This window comes from Gemmobacter lanyuensis (assembly GCF_014652355.1).
Lineage (GTDB): Bacteria > Pseudomonadota > Alphaproteobacteria > Rhodobacterales > Rhodobacteraceae > Gemmobacter > Gemmobacter lanyuensis.
The window spans coordinates 36,711-62,151 of record NZ_BMYQ01000009.1 but is presented as its reverse complement, the minus strand read 5'-3'; the positions used below and the strand labels follow the sequence as shown (position 1 = coordinate 62,151).

22 protein-coding genes are annotated in these 25,441 nt (G+C 65.1%); 12 read left to right on the top strand and 10 right to left on the bottom strand.

Features of this window, described 5'->3' with window-relative positions:
* The first annotated feature begins 125 nt into the window (after nt 1-125).
* Nucleotides 126-305, top strand: coding sequence for a CTP synthetase (locus IE101_RS13875; RefSeq protein ID WP_189634450.1), 180 nt, complete (start codon nt 126-128; stop codon nt 303-305).
* Here IE101_RS13875 and IE101_RS13870 read toward each other — a convergent pair whose 3' ends face one another.
* On the bottom strand, nt 306-1,079 hold the full coding sequence (locus IE101_RS13870; RefSeq protein WP_189634449.1) for an alpha/beta fold hydrolase: 774 nt from the start codon (nt 1,077-1,079) through the stop codon (nt 306-308).
* Between the two features lie 129 nt (nt 1,080-1,208).
* Here IE101_RS13870 and IE101_RS13865 point away from each other — a divergent pair, with 129 nt between their 5' ends.
* Nucleotides 1,209-1,556, top strand: coding sequence for a hypothetical protein (locus IE101_RS13865; protein WP_189634448.1), 348 nt, complete (start codon nt 1,209-1,211; stop codon nt 1,554-1,556).
* 62 nt (nt 1,557-1,618) lie between these two features.
* On the opposite strand, the gene glyA is transcribed toward IE101_RS13865, so the two are convergent.
* Nucleotides 1,619-2,911 (bottom strand): serine hydroxymethyltransferase, encoded by a 1,293-nt coding sequence (gene glyA / locus IE101_RS13860; RefSeq protein ID WP_189634447.1) that lies wholly within the window; start codon nt 2,909-2,911, stop codon nt 1,619-1,621.
* A 202-nt stretch (nt 2,912-3,113) separates the two neighbouring features.
* On the opposite strand from glyA, the gene IE101_RS13855 reads away from it, so the two are divergent.
* Nucleotides 3,114-3,869 (top strand): NAD kinase, encoded by a 756-nt coding sequence (locus IE101_RS13855; protein WP_189634446.1) that lies wholly within the window; start codon nt 3,114-3,116, stop codon nt 3,867-3,869.
* Nucleotides 3,870-3,911: 42 nt separating this feature from the next.
* Here IE101_RS13855 and IE101_RS13850 read toward each other — a convergent pair whose 3' ends face one another.
* A complete protein-coding gene (locus IE101_RS13850) occupies nt 3,912-5,804 on the bottom strand; it encodes a propionyl-CoA synthetase (RefSeq protein WP_189634445.1) in 1,893 nt (630 codons plus the stop codon).
* A 276-nt stretch (nt 5,805-6,080) separates the two neighbouring features.
* Nucleotides 6,081-8,360: an NADP-dependent malic enzyme gene (locus IE101_RS13845; protein ID WP_189634444.1), complete on the bottom strand. Its 2,280-nt coding sequence runs from the start codon at nt 8,358-8,360 to the stop codon at nt 6,081-6,083.
* A 256-nt stretch (nt 8,361-8,616) separates the two neighbouring features.
* Here IE101_RS13845 and IE101_RS13840 point away from each other — a divergent pair, with 256 nt between their 5' ends.
* The 6 genes from IE101_RS13840 to IE101_RS13815 all read left to right on the top strand — a co-directional run bounded on the left by IE101_RS13840 (nt 8,617) and on the right by IE101_RS13815 (nt 14,533).
* Nucleotides 8,617-9,009 carry a cytidine deaminase gene (locus tag IE101_RS13840; protein WP_189634443.1) on the top strand — a complete coding sequence of 131 codons (393 nt, stop codon included), beginning with the start codon at nt 8,617-8,619 and terminating at the stop codon, nt 9,007-9,009.
* Nucleotides 9,006-10,319 (top strand): thymidine phosphorylase, encoded by a 1,314-nt coding sequence (locus IE101_RS13835; protein WP_189634442.1) that lies wholly within the window; start codon nt 9,006-9,008, stop codon nt 10,317-10,319. The genes IE101_RS13840 and IE101_RS13835 overlap by 4 nt, the downstream gene beginning before the upstream one ends.
* The gene (locus IE101_RS13830) at nt 10,316-11,527 is read left to right on the top strand and encodes a phosphopentomutase (protein WP_189634441.1); all 1,212 of its coding nucleotides are present in this window, start codon (nt 10,316-10,318) and stop codon (nt 11,525-11,527) included. The genes IE101_RS13835 and IE101_RS13830 overlap by 4 nt, the downstream gene beginning before the upstream one ends.
* The gene (locus tag IE101_RS13825) at nt 11,524-12,516 is read left to right on the top strand and encodes an adenosine deaminase (protein WP_189634440.1); all 993 of its coding nucleotides are present in this window, start codon (nt 11,524-11,526) and stop codon (nt 12,514-12,516) included. Before IE101_RS13830 ends, IE101_RS13825 begins: the two co-directional genes overlap by 4 nt.
* Nucleotides 12,509-13,141, top strand: coding sequence for a uracil phosphoribosyltransferase (gene upp / locus IE101_RS13820; protein ID WP_189634439.1), 633 nt, complete (start codon nt 12,509-12,511; stop codon nt 13,139-13,141). Before IE101_RS13825 ends, upp begins: the two co-directional genes overlap by 8 nt.
* Nucleotides 13,142-13,207: 66 nt before the next feature.
* Nucleotides 13,208-14,533, top strand: coding sequence for an SPOR domain-containing protein (locus IE101_RS13815; protein ID WP_189634438.1), 1,326 nt, complete (start codon nt 13,208-13,210; stop codon nt 14,531-14,533).
* An 80-nt stretch (nt 14,534-14,613) separates the two neighbouring features.
* Here the strand turns inward: IE101_RS13815 and IE101_RS13810 are convergent, their stop codons facing one another.
* Nucleotides 14,614-15,639, bottom strand: coding sequence for a hypothetical protein (locus tag IE101_RS13810; protein ID WP_189634437.1), 1,026 nt, complete (start codon nt 15,637-15,639; stop codon nt 14,614-14,616).
* A 104-nt stretch (nt 15,640-15,743) separates the two neighbouring features.
* Entirely contained in the window at nt 15,744-17,399 is a 1,656-nt protein-coding gene (locus IE101_RS13805; RefSeq protein WP_189634436.1) for an AMP-binding protein, read from the bottom strand.
* Between the two features lie 101 nt (nt 17,400-17,500).
* Between IE101_RS13805 and IE101_RS13800 the strand changes: the two genes are divergently transcribed.
* Nucleotides 17,501-18,427: a DMT family transporter gene (locus IE101_RS13800; protein WP_189634435.1), complete on the top strand. Its 927-nt coding sequence runs from the start codon at nt 17,501-17,503 to the stop codon at nt 18,425-18,427.
* A 77-nt stretch (nt 18,428-18,504) separates the two neighbouring features.
* On the opposite strand, the gene IE101_RS13795 is transcribed toward IE101_RS13800, so the two are convergent.
* Nucleotides 18,505-19,083 (bottom strand): thymidine kinase, encoded by a 579-nt coding sequence (locus IE101_RS13795; protein WP_189634434.1) that lies wholly within the window; start codon nt 19,081-19,083, stop codon nt 18,505-18,507.
* Between the two features lie 385 nt (nt 19,084-19,468).
* On the opposite strand from IE101_RS13795, the gene IE101_RS13790 reads away from it, so the two are divergent.
* Nucleotides 19,469-19,924 (top strand): hypothetical protein, encoded by a 456-nt coding sequence (locus IE101_RS13790; protein ID WP_189634433.1) that lies wholly within the window; start codon nt 19,469-19,471, stop codon nt 19,922-19,924.
* A 54-nt stretch (nt 19,925-19,978) separates the two neighbouring features.
* On the opposite strand, the gene IE101_RS13785 is transcribed toward IE101_RS13790, so the two are convergent.
* The 3 genes from IE101_RS13785 to IE101_RS13775 all read right to left on the bottom strand — a co-directional run bounded on the left by IE101_RS13785 (nt 19,979) and on the right by IE101_RS13775 (nt 24,188).
* Nucleotides 19,979-21,385 (bottom strand): DEAD/DEAH box helicase, encoded by a 1,407-nt coding sequence (locus IE101_RS13785; RefSeq protein WP_189634432.1) that lies wholly within the window; start codon nt 21,383-21,385, stop codon nt 19,979-19,981.
* A 262-nt stretch (nt 21,386-21,647) separates the two neighbouring features.
* Complete coding sequence (gene metG / locus IE101_RS13780; RefSeq protein ID WP_189634431.1) at nt 21,648-23,366, bottom strand: methionine--tRNA ligase; 1,719 nt, start codon at nt 23,364-23,366, stop codon at nt 21,648-21,650.
* A 69-nt stretch (nt 23,367-23,435) separates the two neighbouring features.
* On the bottom strand, nt 23,436-24,188 hold the full coding sequence (locus IE101_RS13775; RefSeq protein WP_189634430.1) for an SDR family NAD(P)-dependent oxidoreductase: 753 nt from the start codon (nt 24,186-24,188) through the stop codon (nt 23,436-23,438).
* 170 nt (nt 24,189-24,358) lie between these two features.
* On the opposite strand from IE101_RS13775, the gene IE101_RS13770 reads away from it, so the two are divergent.
* The gene (locus IE101_RS13770; RefSeq protein ID WP_189634429.1) at nt 24,359-25,396 is read left to right on the top strand and encodes an aldo/keto reductase; all 1,038 of its coding nucleotides are present in this window, start codon (nt 24,359-24,361) and stop codon (nt 25,394-25,396) included.
* Nucleotides 25,397-25,441: the final 45 nt, after the last annotated feature.

Here is a 25,441-nt window from a genome sequence, read left to right as displayed (position 1 = left end):
CCCAAGGATCAAGGCGCGCCCATCGTGGCGCGCCTTTTCTTTTCTGCCGTTTGATGCCGATCAAGGCGGGGCAGGGCGGCCTGTGCCAATCTGTTCCACGGACGCGCTGACCCTGTGAGGTTCACATGACCCGTTTGACGATGATCATCTTTTCCATGGCCTCGACCGCGCTGATGGGCGCCTTCATCGTGGCGGCGCTTGTGCTGGGCCATGTCACCCTGCAGGCCATTCTGATCGCGGCTGCGGCGGGCTTCGTGCTTGCCCTGCCGGTCAGCGTGGTCGTGGCCCGCCAGATCGCGGGCTGATCAGGAGAGGAAGACGCGCAGCGTCTCTTCGACCTCGCGGGGCTTGTCGGCATGCAGCCAATGCCCCGCGCCCGGCAGTTTGGCGAAATGGGCATTGGGGAACAGCGCCCGGATGATCGGGCGGTGCTCGGGCTTGACATAATGGCTCTCGGCGCCCGTCAGGAACAGGGTCGGCCCGTCGAACTGGCCCTGCGGGTCATGCCAGCCAACGATCTTGGGCATCTCGGCCTCCAGTACATCAAGGTTCAGCCGCCATTTCGGCCCGCCCGGCGCCTTGAGGTCGAGCGACTGCAGAAAGAACGCCCGCAGCGGCCCTTCCGGGACGGTGGCTGCCAGACGGCGGTCGGCCTCGCCCCGGCCGGTCAGGCCGGTCAGGTCCAGCGCGCGCATGGCGGTGATGTATTGCGTCTGGTCATGCTGATAGGCGACGGGGGCGATATCCGCCACCACCAGCCGCCGCACCAGCCCCGGATGCGCCAGCGCCAGCGTCATGGACGCCTTGCCGCCCATCGAATGGCCCAGAACATCGATCGGCCCGGTCTGGGTGGCACGGATCACCTCGGCCAGATCCTCGGCCATTTCGGGGTAGGAATGGGTCGGGAACCACGGGCTCTCGCCATGGTTCCGCATGTCTACCGCCAGCACCTCGCGCGTTTCCGACAGGCGGCGTGCGATGACGTTCCAGTTGCGCGCTGACCCATAGAGGCCATGCACGATCAGCAGCGGCGGCAGGTCAGAGACGGTGAGGGCGGGGTGGCGCAGGATGTTCAGCATGGGCCAAGGTTTAGCGGCTTGGTGCGGCCCTCGCCAGAGGTGTTGAATGGCGGGTGTTCCCTGCGTAAGCTGATGCAACCTCAGGTTCATTTCAGGCAGGTGACTATGGGTGCAGTGACGATTCAGCAGATGGCAGACCGCGTAGCGGCGCTTCTGGAAGATCGGCTGAGGATCCGCGGCGCAACCCTGACCGACAAGGCCCGGCGCGCCCGGCGCCAATTGCCCCGCCGCGTGCGCCAAGCGGTCGATCGTCTGGCCGCCGCATCGGAAATGGCCCGCAACCCCCGGCTTCTGATGCAGATTGACGAGGCCGCCGTGGCCGAGGCCTATGACATCGCCGTGCGCCATCTGGTTCCGCTGGGTGCCTCGGCGCGGCGGCGGAGCCTGCTTGTCGCCACCGCCGCTCAGGCGGCCTTTGGCCTTGTGGTCGTCGTGGGTGTGGTGGTGATGTTGCTGCGCTGGCGCGGCACACTGTAAGCCCCACCTGCCCATGAAAAAAGGCCCCGGAAATCCGGGGCCTTTTTCGTGACCCTTGCGGATCAGAGGTTCGGGTAGAGCGGGAATTTCTCGCACAGCGCCTCGACCTTGGCGCGGACGGCGGCTTCAACCTCGCCATTGCCGTCTTCGCCATGGGCGGCCAGACCATCGACCACTTCCACGATCCAATCGGCGATCAGGCGGAATTCAGCCTCGCCGAAGCCGCGGGTGGTGCCGGCCGGGGTGCCCAGACGCACGCCCGAGGTGACGGTCGGCTTTTCCGGGTCGAACGGGATGCCGTTCTTGTTGCAGGTGATATGCGCGCGGCCGAGCGCCTTCTCGGTCGCATTGCCCTTCACGCCTTTCGGACGCAGGTCCACCAGCATCAGGTGGGTGTCGGTGCCGCCGGTGACGATGTCCAGACCACCCTTCATCAGCTGGTCGGCCAACGCCTGGGCGTTCTTCACGACCTGGGCCTGATAGTCCTTGAACTCGGGGCGCAGGGCTTCCCCGAAGGCCACGGCCTTGGCGGCGATGACATGCATCAGCGGACCACCCTGGATGCCCGGGAAAATGGCCGAGTTGACCTTCTTGGCGATGGTCTCGTCATTGGTCAGGATCATGCCGCCACGCGGACCGCGCAGGGTCTTGTGCGTCGTGGTGGTCGCGACATGCGCATAGGGGAACGGCGAGGGGTAGAGACCAGCCGCAACCAGACCGGCGAAATGCGCCATGTCGACCAGCAGGTAGGCGCCGACCGAATCCGCAATCTCGCGCATTTTCTTGAAGTCGATGACGCGCGGAATGGCCGAGCCGCCCGCGATGATCAGCTTCGGGTTATGCTCTTTGGCAAGGGCTTCGACCTGGGCATAGTCCAGCTCGCTGTCCTGCTTGCGCACGCCATACTGGACCGACTTGAACCACTTGCCCGACTGGTTCGGGGCGGCGCCATGGGTCAGGTGGCCGCCGGCATCCAGCGACATGCCCAGAATGGTGTCGCCGGGCTGGATCAGCGCCTGGAACACGCCCTGGTTGGCCTGGCTGCCCGAGTTGGGCTGCACATTGGCAAAGCTGCAGCCGAACAGCTTGCAGGCGCGTTCAATGGCGAGATTTTCGGCCACGTCCACGAACTGGCAGCCGCCGTAGTAGCGCTTGCCCGGATAGCCTTCGGCGTATTTATTGGTCATCACCGAACCCTGCGCTTCCATCACGGCGCGGGACACGATGTTTTCCGAGGCGATCAGCTCGATCTCGTGGCGCTGACGGCCGAGTTCGGCAGTGATCGAGCCAAACAGCTCGGGGTCGCGGGAGGCGAGGGCTTCGGTGAAGAAACCAGTATCGCGGCTGGCGGTCATGGGCGTCTCCTTTGAGGAACGGCGGATTCGTCGGCATTTAGACCATGCCCCTTGCGACAGGGAAGGGCAGAAAGCGACCCGAGGGCATCTTTGGGCGAAGCGTTTGTCGCCTATCGGAAACTTTTTGGGTGTTCTCTCCCGGCCTGCTCTTGTCATTGGCGGCGTCGCATCCCAAGACTGGCGTCAGACTGAGGAGAACCCGATGCGGATCAGCTTCCGCGCGAGCACCAGCCCCGCTGCGCTCGCGGCTTATACCGCCCTCTCGACCCGTTATGGTGACGAGATGGTCACGCGCGCCGAGATCATCGTGGCCCTGGGGGGCGATGGGTTCATGCTGCAAACCCTGCATGAAACGCAATCGCTCGGATTGCCTGTTTACGGCATGAATTGCGGCACAATCGGCTTTTTGATGAATGCCTATTCCGAGGATGGGCTGGAGGCGCGGCTGCGCGCGGCCGAGGAAACGGTGATCAACCCGCTGGCGATGATGGCGACCACCGTTTCAGGGCGGCAACATCATGCGCTGGCGATCAATGAGGTCAGCCTGCTGCGCGCAGGCCCGCAGGCCGCGAAGTTGAAGATCAGCGTCGATGGGCGCGAGCGTCTGGCCGAGCTGGTCTGCGATGGCGCGCTGGTCTGCACCCCTGCGGGATCGACCGCCTACAATTATTCCGCCCATGGGCCGATCCTGCCGATGGGGTCGGATGTGTTGGCGCTGACGGCCATGGCGGCCTTCCGTCCCCGGCGCTGGCGCGGGGCGCTGCTGCCGAAATCGGCGGTGGTGCGGTTTGATGTGCTGGATGCCGCGAAGCGCCCGGTGATGGCCGATGCCGACAGCCGGTCCTTCCGCGATGTCGCCAGCGTGGAAATCCGGTCAGAGCCGAGCATCCGTCACCGCATCCTCTTTGACCCCGGCCATGGTCTGGAAGAGCGCCTGACCCACGAACAGTTCATGTGACGCCGCAAAGAAGAAGGCCGCCCCGAGGGGCGGCCTTTTCCGTCAGGCCTTGGCCAGACCGATGCCCTGAAGGGCGGTCTTGATTTCATCCAGAATGACCGGGTCGTCGATGGTGGCGGGCATCTTCCATTCGGTGCCATCCGCAATCTTGACCATGGTGCTGCGAAGGATCTTGCCCGAGCGGGTCTTGGGCAGGCGTTCCACCACCAGCGCGCGCTTGAAATCGGCGACGGGGCCGATCTTGTCGCGCATCAGCTGCACGCATTGCTTGACGACATCCTCATGGCTCGTCTGCGCGCCCTTCTTCAGGCAGACAAACCCCAGCGGCGACTGGCCCTTCAGCTGATCGGCAACGCCGATCACGGCACATTCCGCCACATCGGGATGCGAGGCGAGAACCTCTTCCATTGCGCCGGTCGACAGGCGGTGGCCCGCGACGTTGATCACGTCATCGGTGCGCGCCATGATGTAGAGATAGCCATCGGCATCAATATAGCCCGCATCGCCGGTTTCATAATAGCCGGGGAACTGGGTCAGGTAGCTTTTCTTGAACCGCTCTTCCGCGTTCCACAGCGTCGGCAGGGTGCCGGGGGGTAGGGGCAGCTTGATCGCGATGGCGCCCAGTGTGCCGGGCGAGACCGGGTGGCCGCCTTCGTCCAGCACCTGCACATCATAACCTGGCATGGCGACCGAGGGCGAGCCGAGCTTGACCGGCAGCTCCTCGATCCCCAGCGGGTTGGCGGCGATGGCCCAGCCGGTTTCCGTCTGCCACCAATGGTCGATCACCGGCACCTGCAGATGTTTCTGCGCCCATTGGATGGTGTCCGGATCGGCACGTTCGCCCGCCAGATACAGCGCCTGCAGGTTCTTGAGGTTGTATTCCTTGATGAACAGCCCCTCGGGGTCATCCCGGCGGATCGCGCGCAGGGCGGTGGGGGCGGTGAAGAAGCTTTTCACCTTGTTCTCGCTCATCACGCGCCAGAAGGTGCCGGCATCGGGGGTGCCGACGGGCTTGCCTTCAAAGACCACGGTGGTGCAGCCCGCAATCAGCGGACCATAGCAGATATAGCTGTGACCGACGACCCAACCCACATCCGAGGCCGCCCAGAACACATCGCCCACGCCCACGTTGTAAATGGCGCGCATCGACCAGTTCAGCGCGACCAGATGGCCCGCGGTATGGCGCACCACGCCCTTGGGCGCCCCGGTCGTTCCCGAGGTGTAAAGGATATAGGCCGGATGATCGCCCTCGACCGGGACGCAATCGGCCGGCTCCACGCCATATTGGAAGGTGTGCCACGCCACATCGCGGCCCTCGACCAGCTTTGCGACCTCTTGCTCGCGCTGGAAGATCACGCAGAAATCAGGCTTGTGGGTGGCGATGTCGATCGCGCCGTCCAGCAGCGGTTTGTAATGCACGATGCGGTTCGGCTCGATCCCGCAAGAGGCCGCGATGATCGCCTTGGGTTTGCAATCGTCGATCCGCACCGCCAGTTCGTTCGCCGCAAAGCCGCCGAAGACGACCGAATGGATCGCACCGAGACGGGCGCAGGCCAGCATTGCCTCCAGCGCCTCGGGGATCATCGGCATGTAGATGATGACGCGGTCGCCCTTTTCCACGCCCTTGGCGCGCAGCGCACCGGCAAGGCTTGCGACGCGGGTCTGCAGCTCCTTGTAGGTGATGCCCTTCCGCAGATGGGTGACGGGGCTGTCATGGATGATCGCCAGCTGGTTGCCACGCCCGGCCAGAACATGGCGGTCCACGGCGTTCCAGCAGGCGTTGACCTCAGCATCGGTGAACCACTGATACAGCGGTGCATGGTCCGGGTTCAGCGCCCGAGACGGAGGCTTGACCCAATCGATGGCACCGGCAGCCTTCATCCAGAACCCCTCGGGGTCGGTTTGCCAGCTTTCGTAAATCTCTTTGTATGCCATTGTATGCATCCTCCTCCGCTCTGAGATTTTGTTACGCGACGGAGGGGCGTTCACGCAATGCTGTTACCGGTAGCGCGCCCGGCGTGTCGGAAAAAATTTGCAGAATATTGCTCACGTGTGGTCGCAAACTTTTGCAAATATGCGCAAGTCCTTAAATAAATCTACCGATGCAGGGAAGTTTGCAAAGTTTTCCAGCTTTGCAGATGCGGGGCTGAGTCGGCAGCAAAAAGGGGCGCGGTGCCGGACCGCGCCCCTTTGTCTTTCGGGTCGAAAAGTTCAGCCGTATTGGGCAACCGGCGTCCCGGCCAGCGCCGAGATGTTCAAAAGACCCCGCGGCGTGATCGACGGCGTCACGATATGCGCCTTGTTGCCCATGCCCATCAGGATCGGCCCGACCTCCAGCCCGCCGGCCTTCATCCGCAGCATGTTGCGGGCGGCATTGGCGGCGTCGGAATAGCCGAAGACCAGGATATTCGCCGCACCCTCGATCCGGGCGTTGGGCAGCATCCGCGCGCGCAGTTCCGGGTCCAGCGCGGCATCCAGGCTCATCTCCCCTTCATAGGCGAAGTTGCGCGGCTCGGCGTCCAGGATCTCCATCGCGGCGCGCATCCGGCGGCCCGAGTCCGTATCCAGATTGCCGAAGTTGGAATGCGAGCAGAGCGCCACCTTGGGGGTCACGCCAAAGCGGCGGGCATGGCGCACGGCCCCCAGCGCGGTCTGTGCGATCTGTTCAGGTGTCGGCACCGGGTTCACCTGCGTATCCGCGATGAAAAGCGGCCCATCCTCCATGATCATCAGGCTCAACGCGCCATGCGGCGACAGGCCGTCGCGCCCAAGGACCTGCTCGATATAGTTCAGGTGCCACAGATATTGCCCGAAGGTGCCGCAGATCAGGCTGTCGGCATCGCCGCGATGCACGGCAATGGCGCCGATGGCGGTGGTATTGGTCCGCAGGATCGCGCGCGCCAGATCGGGCGTGACGCCGCGGCGGGCCATCAGTTCGTGATAGCTGCCCCAGTAATCGCGGTAGCGGGCATCGCTTTCGGGGTTCACGATCTCAAAATCGCGGTCGGGGCGGATCGGCAGGCCCGCCCGTTCACAGCGCATCGCAATGACCTCGGGTCGGCCGATCAGGATGGGGCGCTCGGTCGTTTCCTCAAGGATCGCATTGGCGGCGCGCAGCACCCGTTCATCCTCGCCCTCGGCAAAGATGATGCGGCGGGCCGTTTGACGGGCGGCCTCAAACACAGGGCGCATCAGAAGCGCCGATTTGAACACCGACCCGTTCAGCTTGGTGCGATAGGCGTCCAGATCGCTCAGCGGGCGGGTGGCGACGCCGGTCTCCATCGCGGCCTTGGCCACGGCGCTGGCGACAACCCCGATCAGCCGCGGATCAAACGGCTTGGGGATCAGATAATCCGGCCCGAAGGCCAGCTTTTCCCCGCGATAGGCGGCGGCGGCCTCGGCGCTGGTGGTGGCGCGGGCAAGGGCGGCGATGCCTTCTATGCAGGCCAGCTGCATCGCGTCATTGATCTGCGTGGCCCCCACATCCAGCGCGCCGCGGAAGATGAAGGGGAAGCAGAGGACGTTGTTCACCTGATTGGGGAAATCGCTTCGCCCGGTGGCGATGATCGCATCGGGCGCCACGTCGCGCACGGCATCGGGCAGGATTTCCGGGGTCGGGTTGGCCAGCGCGAAGATGATCGGACGCGCTGCCATGCGGGCGACCATTTCGGGCTTCAGCACGCCGGGGCCTGAAAGGCCGAGGAACATGTCCGCCCCATCGATCACCTCATCCAGCGTGCGCTTGTCACTGGCCTGGGCATAGGCGGCCTTCTGCGGGTTCATGTCGATCTCGCGGCCTTCATAAACCAGACCGTGAATATCGCAGAGCCAGACATTCTCGCGCTTGACGCCCAGCTTCAGCAGCATGTTCAGGCAGGCGATGCCCGCAGCCCCGCCGCCGGTCGAGACGATCTTGATTTCATCAAACCGCTTGCCCGCCACATGCAGCGCATTGGTGGCCGCCGCGCCCACCACGATCGCGGTGCCGTGCTGGTCATCATGGAAGACGGGGATATTCATCTTCTCACGGCAGAGCTTTTCGACGATGAAGCAATCTGGCGCCTTGATGTCCTCAAGGTTGATCGCCCCGAAGGTCGGTTCCAGCGCGCAGACGATTTCCGCAAGCTTCACCGGATCGGGTTCGTTTAGTTCAATGTCAAAACAATCGATATTGGCGAATTTCTTGAAGAGGACGGCCTTGCCCTCCATCACCGGTTTCGAGGCCAGCGCCCCGATATTGCCAAGGCCCAGTACGGCGGTGCCGTTCGACACCACGGCGACCAGATTTCCCCTTGCTGTATAACGGCTTGCGGTCGCAGGATCGGCCTTGATCTCAAGGCAGGCTTCGGCCACGCCGGGGCTGTAGGCGCGGCTCAGGTCGCGGCCGTTGGCAAGCGGCTTGGTCGCGCGGATCTCCAGTTTGCCGGGTTTGGGGAACTCATGATAATCCAGTGCCGCCTGGCGTGCGTTGTCCTGCCGTGCCTCTTCCATCGCATCCTCCGGAATTTTGTTTACCCCTAAACTACCCTTTGTCCGACGCAAGTCACTGTTAGCGCAAACACGGCATTTCCGGGCTTTCGGCCGACATTTTGCAGCCGTTTGCGACCGGCAACAACGTCCGATTTGTGCAACACTGCTTCACGTTTGGGCGAAGATCGCCTGTCGAATGCCCCGAGGGCGCGGCTTGCCTAACGCGCCCGCCTGCCGCACAATCCGACCAGTTGGTCAAACTGCCCGGAGCAAAGCCATGTCCCTTCTGGAAGCCGCCACCCGCGTGCGCGAAAATGCCTATGCGCCCTATTCGCGTTTCAAGGTGGGGGCGGCGCTGCGGTCCACGGCCGGGAACCTGCATGTCGGCTGCAATGTCGAAAACGTGGCCTATCCCGAAGGCACCTGCGCCGAGGCAGGGGCGATTGCCGCAATGATTGCCGCCGGGGATCAGCGCATTGCCGAAATTCTGGTGATCGCCGACAGCCCCTCGCCCGTGCCACCTTGCGGGGGCTGCCGCCAGAAGATCGCCGAATTCGCAGCGCAGGATGTGGTGGTCACGCTGTGCACCACCGACGGCCTGTCGCGCCAGATGACGGTGGCCGATCTGCTGCCGGGCGTCTTTACGCTGGAACATATGGATCGGGCATGACCGACGCCCGCAGCATCATTGCCACCCTGCGCGACGGCGGCCAGCCCGCGGCAGAAGACCTGCGCTGGTTCGCCCAGGGTCTGGCCAGCGGGGCGGTGAGCGATGCACAGGCAGGGGCCTTTGCCATGGCTGTGCTGTTGCAGGGCCTGTCCGAAACCGGGCGCGTGGCGCTGACGCTGGCCATGCGGGATTCGGGCCATGTGTTGCGCTGGGATCTGCCCGGGCCGGTGCTGGACAAACATTCGACCGGTGGCATCGGTGATTGCGTGTCGCTTCTATTGGCCCCGGCGCTGGCGGCCTGCGGGGCCTATGTGCCGATGGTGTCGGGGCGGGGGCTTGGGCATACCGGCGGCACGCTTGACAAGCTTGAGGCGATCCCCGGCTTTCGCACCGCCCTGTCGGAACGTGAGCTGCGCGCCCAGGTGGGCGATCTGGGATGCGCCATCGTGGCTGCCACTGCCGATATCGCCCCCGCCGACAAGCGGCTTTACGCGATCCGCGACGTTACCTCGACGGTGGAAAGCATCGATCTGATCACCGCCTCGATCCTGTCCAAGAAGCTTGCGGCCGGGCTGGGGGCGCTGGTGCTGGATGTGAAGGTCGGTTCAGGCGCCTTCATGCCCGATATGGCGCGCGCCGAGGCGCTGGCCCACGCGCTGATTACGGCGGCGAACGGGGCGGGGTGCCGCACCTCTGCGCTGATCACCGATATGAACCAGCCGCTTGCCTCGGCGGCGGGCAATGCGCTTGAGGTCATCGAGGTGATGGAGACGCTGACCGCGCGCCAGATCAACCCGCGCCTGCTGGATCTGACCGTAGCCCTCGGGGCTGAGGTTCTGGTGCTGTCGGACCTCGTCCCCGACCTTGCCGAAGGCGCGCGCCAGATGGGGCAGGTGATGCAAAACGGCGCCGCCGCCGAAACCTTCGGCCGCATGGTGGCCGCGCAGGGTGGGCCTGCCGATTTCGTGGAGCGCTGGCGTGACCGGCTGCCCGCTGCCCCCGTGGTGGTCGAGGTTCCGGCCCGGACCGAGGGCTTTGTCACCGAAATTGACGGCTTTGCCCTGGGCCAGGTGGTGGTGCATCTGGGCGGCGGGCGCCTGCGAGAGGGCGACCGGGTGAACCCGGCGGTGGGGCTCTCTGACCTTGCGGGGTTGGGCATGCAGATGCATCGGGGCGTACCGCTTGCCCGCGTTCACGCCGCCGACAATGACGCCGCCCAACGGGCCGTGGCGGCAGTGCAGGCGGCTTACCACATTGGCCCTGCGGCCGGGTCGATCCCGGCGCTGGTCCGCAAAAGGATGACAGCATGACCCGCGCCTTTCTGATCGTGATGGACAGTGTCGGCATCGGCGGCGCGCCGGATGCGGCCGAATTCGGCGATGCCCATGGCACGGATGCGGGGGCGAATACGCTGGGCCATATCGCCGCCGCCTGCGCCGCGGGCCGGGCCGAGGAGGGGCGTAGCGGTCCGCTGTGTCTGCCCGTGCTGGATGGCCTGGGGCTGGGGGCTGCGCTGACTTTGGCGTCGGGCGTCACCGCGCCGGGACTTGGCGCCGTGCCACAGGGCCGCTGGGGCGCCGCGACCGAGGTGTCGCGCGGCAAGGACACGCCCTCGGGCCATTGGGAGCTGGCAGGGGTGCCGGTGCCATGGGACTGGGGCTATTTCCCCAATACAGTTCCCGCCTTCCCCGACACGCTGGTGGCCGAGGTCTGCCGCATCGGGGGCGTCGCAGGCATCCTGGGCAATTGCCATGACAGCGGCACCGCGATCATCGACCGCCTCGGCGCCGAACATATGCAGAGCGGCTGGCCCATCTGCTACACCTCGGCCGATAGCGTCTTCCAGATCGCCGCGCATGAGGGAAGCTTTGGCCTCGACCGGTTGATCGCGCTTTGCGAGGGGCTGGCCCCGACGCTGCATGCGATGAAGATCGGCCGTGTTATCGCACGTCCCTTCGTGGGCGAACCGGGCGCCTTCAGCCGCACCTCGAACCGCCGCGACTTTGCGATTGCCCCGCCAGCGCCGACGCTGCTGGACTGGGTGCAGGATGCGGGCTGCCCCACCCATGCGGTCGGCAAGATCGGCGATATCTTTTCCCACCGGGGGATCGGCAAGCTGCACAAGGGCAAAGATGATGCTGCACTTTTCGATCATTTGGACCGGTTGATAGACACTGCGGAACCCGGAAGCTTGACCTTTGCGAACTTTGTCGAGTTTGACAGCCTCTATGGCCACCGCCGCGACGTGTCGGGCTATGCCCGCGCGCTGGAATGGTTCGATGCCCGCGCCGGGGCCTTTCTGGCACGGCTGCGTCCGGGGGATCTGGCGGTTTTCACCGCCGATCACGGCAATGATCCGACCTGGCATGGCACGGAACACACGCGTGAACGTGTGCCGGTTCTGGTCGCCGGGCTGGGTGTGGGCGAGATTGGTCCTTGCGCTTTCGTCGATGTCGCGGCAAGCGTCGCGGCCCATCTGGGCCTGCCGTCCCAAGGTCCGGGAAGGAGCTTTCTGTGACGCTGCGCCAGCACCCCAAGATCGAACTTCACCTGCATCTGGAAGGCGCGGCCCCGCCCGCCTTCATCCGCGGCCTGTCGCAGGAAAAGAAGATCGACATTTCCGGCATCTTCGATGAGCGTGGCCATTATGCCTATCGTGACTTCTGGCATTTCCTGAAGGTCTATGAGGCCGCGACCTCGGTTCTGGTCACGCCGATGGATTACCATCGCCTCACGCTGGCCGTGCTGGAGCAAAGCGCGGAAAACGGCGTGATCTATGGCGAAACCTTCCTTTCCCCCGATTTCTGTGGCGGGCGGGATCTGGGCGCCTGGCGCGAATATCTTCATGCCATCGAAGAGGCCGCCGCCATCGCCCGCATACAGATGGGCATCACGCTGCGCGGGATCGTGACACCGATCCGCCATTTCGGCCCAGACAAGGCGCGCGAGGTGGCCGTCTGCGCCGCTGAAACCGCGGGGGCCTTTGTTACTGGGTTCGGCATTGCAGGGGATGAAAAGGTCTGCGAGCCCGCCGATTTCGCCTGGTCCTTCGACTGCGCGCGCGAGGCTGGGCTGGGCATTACCGCCCATGCCGGGGAATGGCGCGGCCCTGATCATATCCGCGCCACGCTGAAGGCGCTGAACCCCACGCGGATGGGCCACGGGGTCCGGGCCATCGAGGATCTGGCGTTGGTCGATGAACTGGCCGAACGCGGCACCGTGTTGGAGGTTTGCCCCGGATCGAACATCGCGCTGGGGATCTACCCTGACTGGCGCAAGCATCCCATCGGGCAACTTTTCGACCGGGGGGTGAAGGTCACCGTCTCGACCGATGATCCGCCGTTCTTCCACACCAGCCTGACCCGCGAATGGGACCGGCTGGCCGATGCCTTTGATTGGGATGCGGGCGTTTTCGCCACGCTGAACCGCACCGCCCTTGACGCAGCCTTCTGTGACAGGGACACCAAGGAAACCCTCGCAAAAACGCTGGAGGCCGCGCATGGCTGAACATCTGACCGTCGTCAATCACCCGCTGGTGCAGCACAAGCTGACCATCATGCGCGACAAGAACACCTCGACTGCTGGGTTCCGGCGGTTGCTCAAGGAAATCAGCCTGCTTCTGGCCTATGAGGTGACGCGCGAGCTGGACATGACCACCACCCGGATCGAAACCCCGATCCAGGAGATGGACGCCCCCACGCTGGACGGCAAGAAACTGGCGCTGATCTCGATCCTGCGGGCGGGGAACGGGCTGCTGGACGGCATCCTGGAACTGATCCCGGCGGCGCGGGTCGGCTTTGTCGGATTGTACCGGGATCCGGAAACGCTGCAACCGGTGCAATACTACTGCAAGGTTCCCGACCACCTGGAGGAGCGGATCTGCATCGTCGTCGATCCGATGCTGGCCACCGGCAATTCCTCGGTCGCGGCGATTGATCTTTTGAAACAATCGGGGGCCAAGAATATCCGGTTCCTCTGCCTTCTGGCCGCGCCGGAAGGGGTGCAGCGCATGAAAGAGGCCCATCCCGATGTGCCGATCGTCACGGCCTCGCTGGATTCGCACCTTAATGACCATGGATATATTGTGCCGGGGCTAGGGGATGCGGGTGACCGCATGTTCGGTACAAAATGAGGGGATAGCCCCTTTACTCGAAAACAATCCTGTCGCATGATTCTGCCCATACCACAGGGGGTAGTCATGTTTCGTAAGATCGTATCGGTCGCGGTCCTCGCGGCCGTTGCCGGGGTTACTGTTTCGCATGCACAGACGGTGTCGCAGCTTGGCGGGCCGTCTGAACTTCCCCCGGCAGGCTTCAAGGGCCAGATGTATGTGGACAGCCGTGGATGCGTTTTCTTGCGCGCGGGGCTGAACGGCACGGTGAACTGGGTGCCGCGCGTGAACCGGGATCGCAAGGCGCTGTGCGGCTATCCGCCGACGCTTGCGACGCTTGGAAAACCTGTTCCGGTTGAGCCAGATCCCCTGCCCGAAGCCGATACTGCCCCCGTCGTGGCGACGCTGAAACCCTTGCCCCCCGCCCCCAAGGCCACCGGCAAGCCGATGGACACCGTCGCTTCGTTGACCACGCCGCCCAAAATTAGGGCGGTGACGCCGGCCAAGCCTATTTCGCCCGAACTTGCCAAGGCGCTGCCTGCGCCAATCGCGCCGCCTGCTGCCGTCATGATGGCGCAGGCCCCGGTCGTGCGGGCGCCGCAGCCGGTGGTCATGGCGGCGACGCAGGGCGCAACGGGGAACAAGATCGGCTGCTACAGCTCGGCCCCGGTGGCGCAGGTGGTGGCGCTGTCGAATGGCGGCTCCGCTGTCTTGTGCACGCGTGGGTACGGATCGCTGGATGGCGCGCGCGCGCCGATCTATGCCAAGGTCGCCATGGGTGAGGACAATCGCAGCGGCGCCGGGATCTATGCGCCGGGCGCCGGGGCGCAAGTCGCCGCGCAGGTAGGCCGTGCGGTGGCTGATCCGGTGCTGTTGCCTGCGGTGCCGGGTGTCGCCGCGGTGGTCGGTGTGAACCCCGCAACCTTGCCGGATGTTGTCGTGCCCCAAGGCTATAAACTGGCGTGGGAGGATGACCGCCTCAACCCCTATCGCGGGCTTGGCACCGCCGAAGGGCAGGCGGCGCAGGATCAGATCTGGACGCGTCAGGTGCCCGCCCGGTTGCAGCAACAGACGGCGCAGGCGCCGGTCGTGGTGGTGCGTCCGCAGGTGCAGGTCTCGACCAAGACACAGCCGCGTGCGGTTGCGGCCAAACCCGCGGCTATGGCTGTTCCGCAGCCTGCGCTGGGAGGCAAGCTTTACGTGCAGGTCGGCACCTTCGGCGTGCCGTCGAATGCCGATGGGGCTAAGGCGCGGCTGCGCGCGCTGGGTCTGCCTGTGGGCAGCGCCCAGATCAGCAAGGGTGGGCGCGCGCTGCAGATGGTCATGGCCGGTCCTTTTGCCGATGCCGGTGCGGCGCGTGCGGCGCTGTCGGCGGCCCGCGCGGTCGGGTTCGGAGACGCTTTCATCCGGTAGTGGTTGGTGTCGCAGGCAGCAAAAAACGGGCAGAATAAACCTCCCCCGGGCCGCAAGGTTCCGGGGGATTTCTTTTGGGGTCAGTCGGCGCAGATGGCCTGCAGGCTGATCCAGTCGCCATCCGACAGAAGGGGCGTGATCTCGCCCTCGGCCATCGGATCGGCCTCGATCAGCGGCAGGGTGGTTTCGCCCGTCGGGTCCACCGCGCGGGCAAAGGGGGTGGAGGGCAGCCCCGCCGCGGCAAAGCGCTTCAGCAGCGGTTCGGCCTCGACCACGCTGGCCGGGGCGAGCAGCAGGTCGCGCCCGTAGCCGGTGACCGCATCCGGATCAAGCCGCCCTGTCGTCAGCAGGCCAAAGGTTGCCCGCAGCCCCGCGTAGCGCAAGAGCGGCTTCAACGGATCGGCCTGCGCGGCACGTTCCGCCTCGGCCAGAATGTAGCCTGCGGCAATCTCGGGGCCATTGGCATTTTCGATCAGGCTGCGGTGCAGGGTCAGGATATTCCCCGGCAGATGCAGCGTCTGTGCCGATCCGTCGCGCAGTACAACAAGCTGCGGCGCCCCCGGCCCGAACAGCCGCGTCGAAAGCCGCCCCAGCGCCGCTTGGCCGGAGGGATCGCTGCAGGGGGCGCCGGCCACAAGGCTCAGGTCATTCAGGGCCAACCGACCCACCGCCAGCCGCGTGGCAGGGGGGGCCATCGAAGCCGTGTGATCCACCAAAGCCCCCGGGATGAAGGCGATGGCCAGAACCAGCACCGAAAGCGTGCCCGCCAACAGCAGGCTGCCCCGCAGCCGCCCCGGTTTTGGCCGCGCCGCCGCCAGCGCCGCACGGACCTTGTCGAGCGACTGGATCATCAGCTGATCGTCGATTTCCAGCGTTTCCAGCGCGTCGCGCCCCGGCGCAAACAGCGCGGGTAATTCGCCGGGGTTCAGCCGTTCCACGGCAGGCAGCGACCAATGCGACAGGGCGCTTTCGCTGCGCGGATCGGAAATCGTCAGCGACGCTTCGCCAACCGAAACGATCACCTCGCGGCGCTGCAATTCCGGAGCTTCCCGCCAGAGGCCGGTGGATTCCAGTTTCGCGAATTGCGTGAGCGCGGTGCTGCGCATGGATGGCCTTTTCTGCCCCTTTTCCCGGCAGCTTAACGCCAAAGCCGCAGGGTCACAACCGCATCAACCCATGCGGGCGGCACCCGCATGGGTTGGGCGGGGCATCAGGCGCTTTGGGCGGTCTGTTGCTGCTGTGCCATCAGCTTGGCCACGGCGCGCAATTCGAACTTCTGGATCTTCCCGGTCGAGGTCTTGGGCAGATCGCAGAAGACCACCGCCTTGGGTGTGGCAAAGCCTGCTAGCCGGGCGCGGGCAAAACGGATCAGCTCTTCCTCGGTCGCGGTCTGGCCGGGCTTCAGTTCCACGAAGGCGCAGGGCACTTCGCCCCATTTGTCATCGGGCTTGGCCACAACGGCGCAGAGGCTGACGGCCGGGTGATGCATCAGCGCGCCCTCGACTTCGACCGAGCTGACATTCTCACCGCCCGAGATGATGATGTCCTTGGCGCGGTCGGTGATCTTGAGATAGCCGTCCGGTGTTTGATAGGCGATGTCGCCGGATCGGAACCAGCCGCCCTTGAAGGCTTCGGCCGTGGCTTCGGGGTTCTTGTAATAGCCCTTCATCACCAGATTGCCGCGCATGGCAATCTCGCCCAGATGGGCGGCGTCGCGCGGCACGGGGGTGCCGTGGCTGTCATGCACCGCGGCGGCATCGAGCATGGCCATCGCCACCCCGGTTCGGGCCTTGAGCGCGGCGCGATCCTCGCCCGTGGTGCTGTCCCATTCCGGCTTCCACAGACATTCGGTGGCGGGGCCATAGGTTTCGGTCAGGCCATAGACCTGGGTCACGTTGAAGCCCAGCGGTTCAATCGCGGCCAGCGTCGCGGCAGGGGGCGGAGCGCCTGCGGTAAAGACCTCGACAATATGGTCAAAGGGACGGCGGTCTTCGGGGCGGGCGTTGATGATCGTGTTCAGCACGATGGGCGCGCCGCCGAAATGGGTGACGCCCTCATCCGCGATGGCGTCATAGATCGCCTTGGCGTTCACATCTCGGCACAGGACCAGCGTTCCCCCCATCATCGGCACCAGCCAGGGCTGCACCCAGCCGTTGCAATGAAAGAGCGGCACGATGGTCAGCATCTTTGGGAACAGCTGCATCCGCCAGGCGATGACATTGGCCATGGTCGCAAGATAAGCGCCGCGGTGGTGATAGACCACGCCCTTGGGCCGCCCCGTGGTGCCCGAGGTATAGTTGATGGCAAGGCTTTCCCATTCATCCTGCGGCAGGATCCAGTCGAAATCGGGGGTGCCTTCGGCAACCAGATCCTCATAGCCCAGATAATGGCCCGAAGGGGTATGCCCGGCTTCGGTATCCGTGACCTCGATGATCTGGGGGGCGACGCTGGTCATGCGGCGGATCGCCGCCTCGGCCAGCGGGATCAGGGCACTGTCCACCAGCACCATCCGCGCCCCGGCATGACCGAAGATATAAGCAATGGTTTCGGCATCCAGCCGCGTGTTGATGGTGTTCAGCACAGCGCCGCAGGCGGGCACGCCGAAATGCGCTTCGGCCTGGGCGGGAATATTCGGCAGGAGGGTTGCGATGACATCGCCGGGGCGGATGCCGCGCCCGGCAAGGGCCGCGGCCAGCTGGGTGACCCGCTGCATATAGTCTGCATAGCGCACATGGCGGCCGCGATAGGCAAGGGCGATGCGATCGGCGTGGATTTCGGCCGCACGGCGCAGATGCGACAGCGGGGTCAGCGGGGCGTAATTCGCCGCTGTCTTCTCCAGTCCGGTTTCATCGGCCAACCATCCCATTGCGGTTCCTCCTCGGTTTGGGTCCGGATATGTCGTTTTCCGACGGGCAGTCTGCGGCGGCTGCGTGCCATTGAAAAGAGAGCACGAAAGGAAATTGCGCGATGACCACCGCTAACATCACTGCGACACCGGACCGCACCCTGCTGGCCGGAGGCATGGTTCTGGTTTACGCAATGGTGATCGGCTTTACCGACAACTATGTGCGCGTCATCGCGGCCGAGGCGGGGCTGTGGCAGTTCCACGCGACGCGGGCTGTCATGGCCTGGGCAATCTTGCTTGCGCTGATGGCGCCGCTGCGGTTCCGGCTGCGGCCGGTGAACCTGAAGGCGGTGGTGGCGCGATCTGCGATTCACGGCGGTGCCATGCTGATCTATTTCGGGGCGCTCGCTTTTCTGCCGGTTGCGCTGGTTGCGGCGGGGCTGTTCACGGCGCCGATCTTCGTGCTGCTGATTTCGCGCTTTGCCTATGGGCATCACATCGGGCCGGTGCGCATTCTGGCGGTGGCCATCGGGTTTGCCGGGGTGGTCATGGTGCTGGGGCGCGAGGCGCTGGACGGGACGAGCCTTGCCGCCGTGCTGCCGGTGCTGGCAGGGGCGCTTTATGCGCTGGGGAATATCGCCACGCGGGAATGGTGTGCCGATGAGACGGCCGAGACGCTGCTGGGCGGGTTCTTCTTCGCATTGGGGCTGCTGGGGTTGGTGGGGATGGCGGTGCTGACGGTCTGGCCGCTGGAGGCGCCCGCGGGGACTGCCGGTTTCGTCATGCGGGGGCCGATCTGGCCTTCGACCACCTTCTACTTCTGGACGCTGATCCAGGCGGCGGGGTCGCTGATCGGGGTGGGAATGATGATCAAGGCCTATCAGCTGGCGGATGCGAGCCGGGTGTCGGTCTTTGAATATGTGATCCTGCCGGCTTCTGCGCTATGGAGCTGGCTGATCTGGGGGGAGACGCTGAGCCTGCTTGCAGGGGCGGGGATGGTGCTGATTGCGGCGGCGGGCTCGATGATCGCACTGCGCGCCCGGGGGTAAGCGGGGAAGGGGGGCTGTCTGCCCCCCTCGGCCTGCGGCCTTCACCCCCCGAGGATATTTTTCGACAGAAAATGAGATCAGTCGCCGACGGCGGCGCGCCAGTGGCGGCGGCAGAGGCTGACATAGGTTTCATTGCCGCCGATCTGGACCTGTTCGCCATCGCGCAGGGCTTGGCCATCGGGGCCGCGGCGGATGACCATGGTGGCCTTCTTGCCGCAATGGCAGATCGTGCGGACCTCGCGCATTTCATCGGCCCAGGCGAGGAGGGCGGCGGAGCCGGGGAAGAGATTGCCCTGGAAATCGACGCGCAGCCCATAGCACATGACCGGGACGCCGAGGTCATCGACGGCGCGGGCGAGTTGCCAGACCTGGGCCTTGGTGAGGAACTGCGCCTCGTCGATGAAGACGCAGGCGACCGGGCCCTGGGCAAGGCGAGTGGCGATCTTGGTCTGCATGTCATCTTCGGGGGTGAAGGTGTCGGCGTCTTCGCCGATGCCGATGCGGCTGGCGATGCGACCCTGTCCAGCGCGGCGGTCGACGTTGGCGGTCATCAGATAGGTGTGCATGCCGCCTTCGCGGTAGTTGTGCGAGGCTTGCAGCAGCGCGGTGGACTTGCCCGCGTTCATGGTGGAGTAGTGGAAATAGAGCTTGGCCATGAGGGCGGCAGGTAACGCGAAAGCCCCCTCTTCACAAGCGGGCTTGCGGGGGGTTTTCGGACACTCGAACTCGACACAGCATTTCAGGCCCGCCCCGGCGCGGGACAGGAAACAGGGTGATCGTAAAGCGATCTTTGCGCCAGTGGCGGCGTTCGACTGGGCTGACGGGCCCGCCGTGCGGACCGGGTTGCCCCGGCCCGTCCCGGCAGGGCAGTCACGACGGACCCCCACCCAATTGCCGGTGCTGGGGACACCGGCCACTCGTACCATCGTGGCACCTTCCACGACTGGAATATGAATGACAAAAGGCTGACATCCGATTAATGGGAAAAGAAAATACGTTTTCCCCGCGTGGGCGGGACCGGATCTGTAAGGGGTGGGGCGGATGTCGATTGGCGGGTATCTGAAGAAGCATACCGAAGCGCTGGTGAAGGACGTGGGCATCGAGGCGGCCTGCGATCTGACGGGCAAATCCAAGGCCACGCTGGGGCGCTATTATTCGGATCAGGATGAACATGCCGACCGGTTCATGCCCATCGATGTGGTGGCCCAGCTGGAGGCCGCGGCGCGGTTTCCGCATGTGACGGCGGCGCTGTCCGATCTGCGCGGCATCACGTTGAGCTATGATGGCGAGCGGCGCAATGCCCAGTCGAACGGGATCAATTCCGATGTGGTGGCCTTGGCGCAGCGCTTCGGGATGCTGATGGCGGAATACAATCAGGCCATCGGGGACGGCAAGATTTCCGTCAATGAGGCCAAGCGTCTGCTGCGGGAGACGCTGGCCATCCAGCAGGTGCTGCTGGAGATGAAGCTCAATCTGGAAGACGAGGCCGGGGCGTAAAGACCGAAGACCGGGGCGGCGAAGACGGGGGCGGCAGCGCCGCCCCCGTCAGGGTCAGCCGCGCGCGCTGGTGCTGCGCGCCGGGCCGCGGTTGCCGCCCTGGGCGGGCTTGGCGCCGCCAGCGGTCTTGCGGGGGGCGTTGAAGCCACCGTTGCCCTTGGAAGCTGCGGGTTTTGCGGCCGGTTTGGCACCTTGCGGGCGGCCTTCGGGCTTGGCGCCCTGCGGGCGGGCGCTGGCGGGCTTTTGCCCAGCGGGTTTCTGGCCAGGACGGCCGCCTTGCGGACGGCCACGGCCTTGGCCCGGCTTGGGGGCGGCCTTGGCGATATCCATGGCCCAGGGGGCGCCGCCGATCACCGGGATCGCCTTTTTCAGCACCTTTTCCACGGCCATCAGCTCTTCCATCTCGGCGGGGGCGCAGAAGGCCACGGCCGAGCCTTCGGCGCCCGCGCGGGCTGTGCGGCCGATGCGGTGGACATAGTTTTCCGGCACATTCGGCATGTCGTAGTTATAGACATGGCGCACGGTCGGAATGTCGATGCCGCGGGCGGCGACATCGGTTGCGACCAGCACATCCAGCCCGCCTTCCCGGAATTCGGCCAGGGTGCGCTCACGCTGGTTCTGGCTGCGGTTGCCGTGGATGGCGCCCGCGTTGAAGCCCCAGCCGACCAGCACCTTGGCCAGCTTGTCGGCCCCGTGCTTGGTGCGCGAGAAGACGATCGCCGCCTCGCCCGGGTGTTTCTTCAGATAGGTTTCCAGCAGGCGGGCCTTGTCGCCCTGCGGGGTGAAATGCACGCCCTGCACGATCTTGTCGGCCGGTTTGCCGGGGGGCGAAACCTGCACGCGGACCGGATCGCGCAGATAGGTTTCCGCGATCTCTTCGATGTCCTTCGGCATGGTCGCGCTGAAGAGCAGTGTCTGACGCTTGTGCGGCAGGTGCTTGGCGATGGTCCGAAGGGCATGGATGAACCCCATGTCGAGCATGTGGTCCGCTTCATCCAGCACCAGATAGCCGCAGCGTTCCAGGCTGACATCGCCGCGTTCCAGCAGGTCGATCAGGCGTCCGGGGGTGGCAATCAGCACGTCCGAGCCCTTGGCCAGACGTTCCGACTGCTTGTTGATCGAAGCGCCGCCCACGACCATGGTCACCTTGACCGGGGTGCCCTTGGTGAAGGTGAAGATGTGTTCGTAGATCTGCTGCACCAGTTCGCGGGTGGGCGCCATGATCAGCGCGCGCACATTGCGCGGCCCCGGCGGATGGGTGATGTCGAGCAGACGGTGCAGCAGCGGCAGGCCGAAGGCCGCCGTCTTGCCGGTGCCGGTCTGGGCCAGGCCCATCAGGTCGCGCCCCTTCATCACATGCGGAATCGCCTGCGTCTGGATCGGGGTGGGGGTGGTGAAATCGGTGGCCTCAAGGGCCTTGAGGAGTTTCGGCGACAGGCCGAGGTCTGCGAAGGTGGACATATGCAATGCTTTCCGACAGGCGCGGGCCTGTCTCTGGCCCGGTTGGGCCGCTCAGGGGGCGAACCAGCCTCGCCAGACGGGGCGCATCCCCATCGGCCGTTTGGTCCGCGGCGCCCCTGCGTGAAGGTGGGAACCTGTGCCCGACACCCCATCATGGCTCACGCGGCCCGGTATCGGTTGGGTGGCACATGGGGCCAGATGGGCCAAAAGTCAAGCAGGCAAACGAAAAGGGCCGGTCAAAGGACCGGCCCTGTCTTGCAGATCAGTCGCGGACGCCCGCGAATTTCTGCTGCCATTCGGCGCGTTCTTCATCGGTGATCTTGCGAAACAGGTTCTCCGGCACGGTGAAGGCATGGCCTTCGGGCAGGTGCCGCAGGGCCGCGCCCACGTCTTCGGGCCAGGTCCAGTCGTCCGACCCCATCGCGGCCATCATGGTGGCAGCGGCATCGGGGATGAAGGGCTGCGACAGGATCGCATAGACGCGGATCAGGTTCAGGCTGAGACGGATCATCGCCTGCGCCTGTTCGGGATCTGTTTTCACCACGCTCCAGGGCGCGGCGGCCTGCAGGTATTCGTTGCCCACGACCCAGATCGCGCGCAGCTCGGCCGCGGCCTTGCGGACCTCCATCTGCGACATGCAGGTCTCATAATCACGGATGCGGGCGCCCAGATCGGCGATCAGCGCGGTTTCCTGCGCGCCGAAGCTGCCACCGGCGGGGACGGTTTCCCCGAATTTCGACTTGCAGAACTTGGTCACGCGGCTGACGAGGTTGCCCAGCACATCGGCCAGATCCTTGTTGACCGAGGCCTGGAAGTTTTCCCAGGTGAATTCGGCATCCGAGGATTCCGGCGCATGCGACAGCAGCCACCAGCGCCAGTAATCGCTGGGCAGGATCGACAGCGCCTGATCCATGAACACCCCCCGCCCGCGCGAGGTGCTGAACTGGCCGCCGTCATAATTGAGGTAGTTGAAGGACTTGAGGTAATCGACCATCTTCCACGGCTCACCCGACCCGAGGATGGTGGCCGGGAAGGACAGAGTGTGGAAGGGGACGTTGTCCTTGCCCATGAACTGATAATAGGTCACGTCATCGGCGCCCTTGTCGGTGCGCCACCAGCGTTCCCATTCGGCATCGGGCTTGCCATGGGCATCGGCCCATTCGGCGGTGCCGGCGATATATTCGATGGGCGCATCGAACCAGACGTAAAAGACCTTGCCCTCCATCCCCGGCCAGGGCTGATCGCCCTTCTTGACCGGGATGCCCCAGTGCAGGTCGCGGGTGATGCCGCGGTCTTGCAGACCATCGCCGTCATGGAGCCATTTCTTCGCGATCGAGGTGGTCAGCACCGGCCAGTCGGTCTTGCTGTCAATCCAGGCCTCAAGCTTGTCCTTCAGCGCCCGCTGCATGAGGTAGAGATGCTTGGTTTCGCGCAGCTCAAGGTTCGTGGACCCCGAGATGGTCGAACGCGGGTTGATCAGATCGGTCGGGTCCAGCTGCTTGGTGCAGTTATCACATTGGTCGCCCCGCGCGCTGTCATAGCCGCAGCTGGGGCAGGTACCCTCTACATAGCGGTCGGGCAGGAAGCGACCGTCATCGACCGAATAGATCATCTTTTCCGAAACTTCGCGAATCAGGCCATTGTCGGCCAGCTTGCCTGCGAAATGCTGGGTCAGGGCGTGGTTGCGCGCGCTGGAAGACCGGCCGAAGTGATCGAAGGACAGGCGGAAGCCACGCGCGATTTCGGCCTGAACGTCATGCATTTCGGCGCAATATTCGGCCACGGGCTTGCCCGCCTTGGCGGCGGCCAGTTCGGCCGGGGTGCCGTGTTCGTCGGTCGCGCAGATGAACATCACCTCATGTCCGCGGGCGCGGTTGTAGCGTGCGAAAAGATCGGCAGGCAGCTGGCTGCCCACAAGGTTCCCCAGATGCTTGATCCCGTTGATATAGGGAATCGCCGAAGTGATGAGAATCCGTGCCATGCGCCTGTCCCCTTTGCCGTGCCGGGCGTGTTTAACGCCGGTGCGGCAAAGGGAAAAGGGCTTTTGGCCTTATTGCGCGCAGTAGCCGCCATCCGTCAGGTGATAGGACCCGTTGATGAACCGCGCCTGATCCGACAGCAGGAACAGCGTCAGCGCCGCCACGTCATCGGCAACCCCCAGCCGCCCCACCGGATGGGCCGCCACCAGCGCCTCTTTCGCGCCGGGGGGCAGGGCTGCCAGCAGCGGCGTGTCGATGAAGGCCGGGCCGATGCAGTTCACACGGATGTTCTTGGCGGCATATTCCAGCGCGGCCACCTTGGTCAGCCCCAGCAGCGCGTGTTTCGCCGCGACATAGGCCCCCGCATTGGCAAACCCGACCGAGCCGAGGATCGAGGCCATGTTGACGATGGCGCCGCCGCCCGCCTTGAGCATTTCGGGAATCGCAAAGCGCATGCCGTAGAAGACGGCATCCAGGTTCACGTCCATCACCCGGCGCCAACCATCCAGCGGATAGTCCCCCAGCGGTGCCAGCGGCCCGCCGATGCCCGCATTGTTGACCAGCAGGTCCAGCTTGCCGCCGGCGGCCACTGCCTCGGCGATCAGGCTTTGGACCACATCGGGGTTCGCCACATCGCCCGCGCCCGGCACCGCCTGCCCTCCGGCCGCGACAATGCGGTCAGCGACCGCGGCGGCCTTGGCGGCATCCAGATCCGCCACGACCACCAGCGCCCCGGCCTGGCCGAGCTGCAGGGCAATCGCCTCGCCGATACCAGAGCCAGCGCCCGTCACCAGTGCCGTCTTTCCCGTGAAGGTGATCTGCATGAATGCCTCCTGTCCAATGCGGGGCCATCCTTGGCCGACCCGCAGGCCCTCGCCTTGATCTGACGCAAAGACGGCCAGGCAATCACATCACGGTGACCACGCCGCGTATCGGCTGACCCTTGCCAAGCGCCCCGCGTCCGCTAGGCTCCGCCCGACAGCAGGAGAGACCGATGAAGCAGCTCGCGCTTGGCCAGACCGGCCTGACCGTTTCCGAATATTGCCTTGGCACCATGACCTGGGGCACCCAGAACACCCAGGCCGAGGGGCATGAGCAGATTGCCTATGCCTTGGATCACGGGGTGAACTTCTGGGACACGGCCGAGATGTATCCGGTCAACCCCGTAACCGCCGAAACCGTGGGGCATACGGAAACCATCATCGGCAACTGGTTTGCCGCGCAGGGCGGGCGTGACCGCGTGGTGCTGGCCACCAAGATGGCCGGGCCCGGCGAAATCATCCGCCCCGGCACCCTGATGACGGCCGAGACGTTCAACACCGCGCTTGATGCCTCGCTCCGCCGCCTGCAGACCGATTACATCGACCTTTATCAGCTGCATTGGCCGAACCGCGGGTCCTATCACTTCCGCCAGAACTGGAACTACGTCCCTAAGACCGACCGCGCCGCGACCATTGCCGGGATGCTTGACATCCTGCGCGCGGCCGAGGTGGCGATTGCCGCGGGCAAGATCCGCGCGATCGGCCTGTCGAATGAAACCGTCTGGGGGGCCGCGCAATGGCTGCGCTTGGCAGATGAACACCGCCTGCCGCGCATGGCCACGATCCAGAACGAATATTCCTTGCTGCACCGCGGCTTCGACACCGACTGGGCCGAGCTTTCGGCGATGGAGGACATGCCCCTGCTGGCCTGGTCGCCGCTTGCCACCGGGCTTTTGTCGGGCAAATATGCGGGTGATGTGATCCCCGACCATACCCGCCGGTCGCGCAACCCGGAACTGGGCGGGCGGATCACGCCGCAGGTCTTCCCGGCGGTTTCGGCTTATCTTGGGCTTGCGCGCGACCATGGGCTTGACCCCTGCCAGATGGCGCTGGCCTTCACCCGGACGCGGCCCTATCCCTGCATCCCGATCATCGGGGCGACCACGATGGCGCAGCTCAAGACCAATATCGCTGCGGCAGACCTGCGCCTGTCGGATGAGGTTCTGGCGGGGATCGCCGCGCTCTACCGCGACCACCCCGCGCCGTTCTGAGGCGGATCTTGCCTTTCGGGGCATTTGCGGCCAAGACCACGGCAT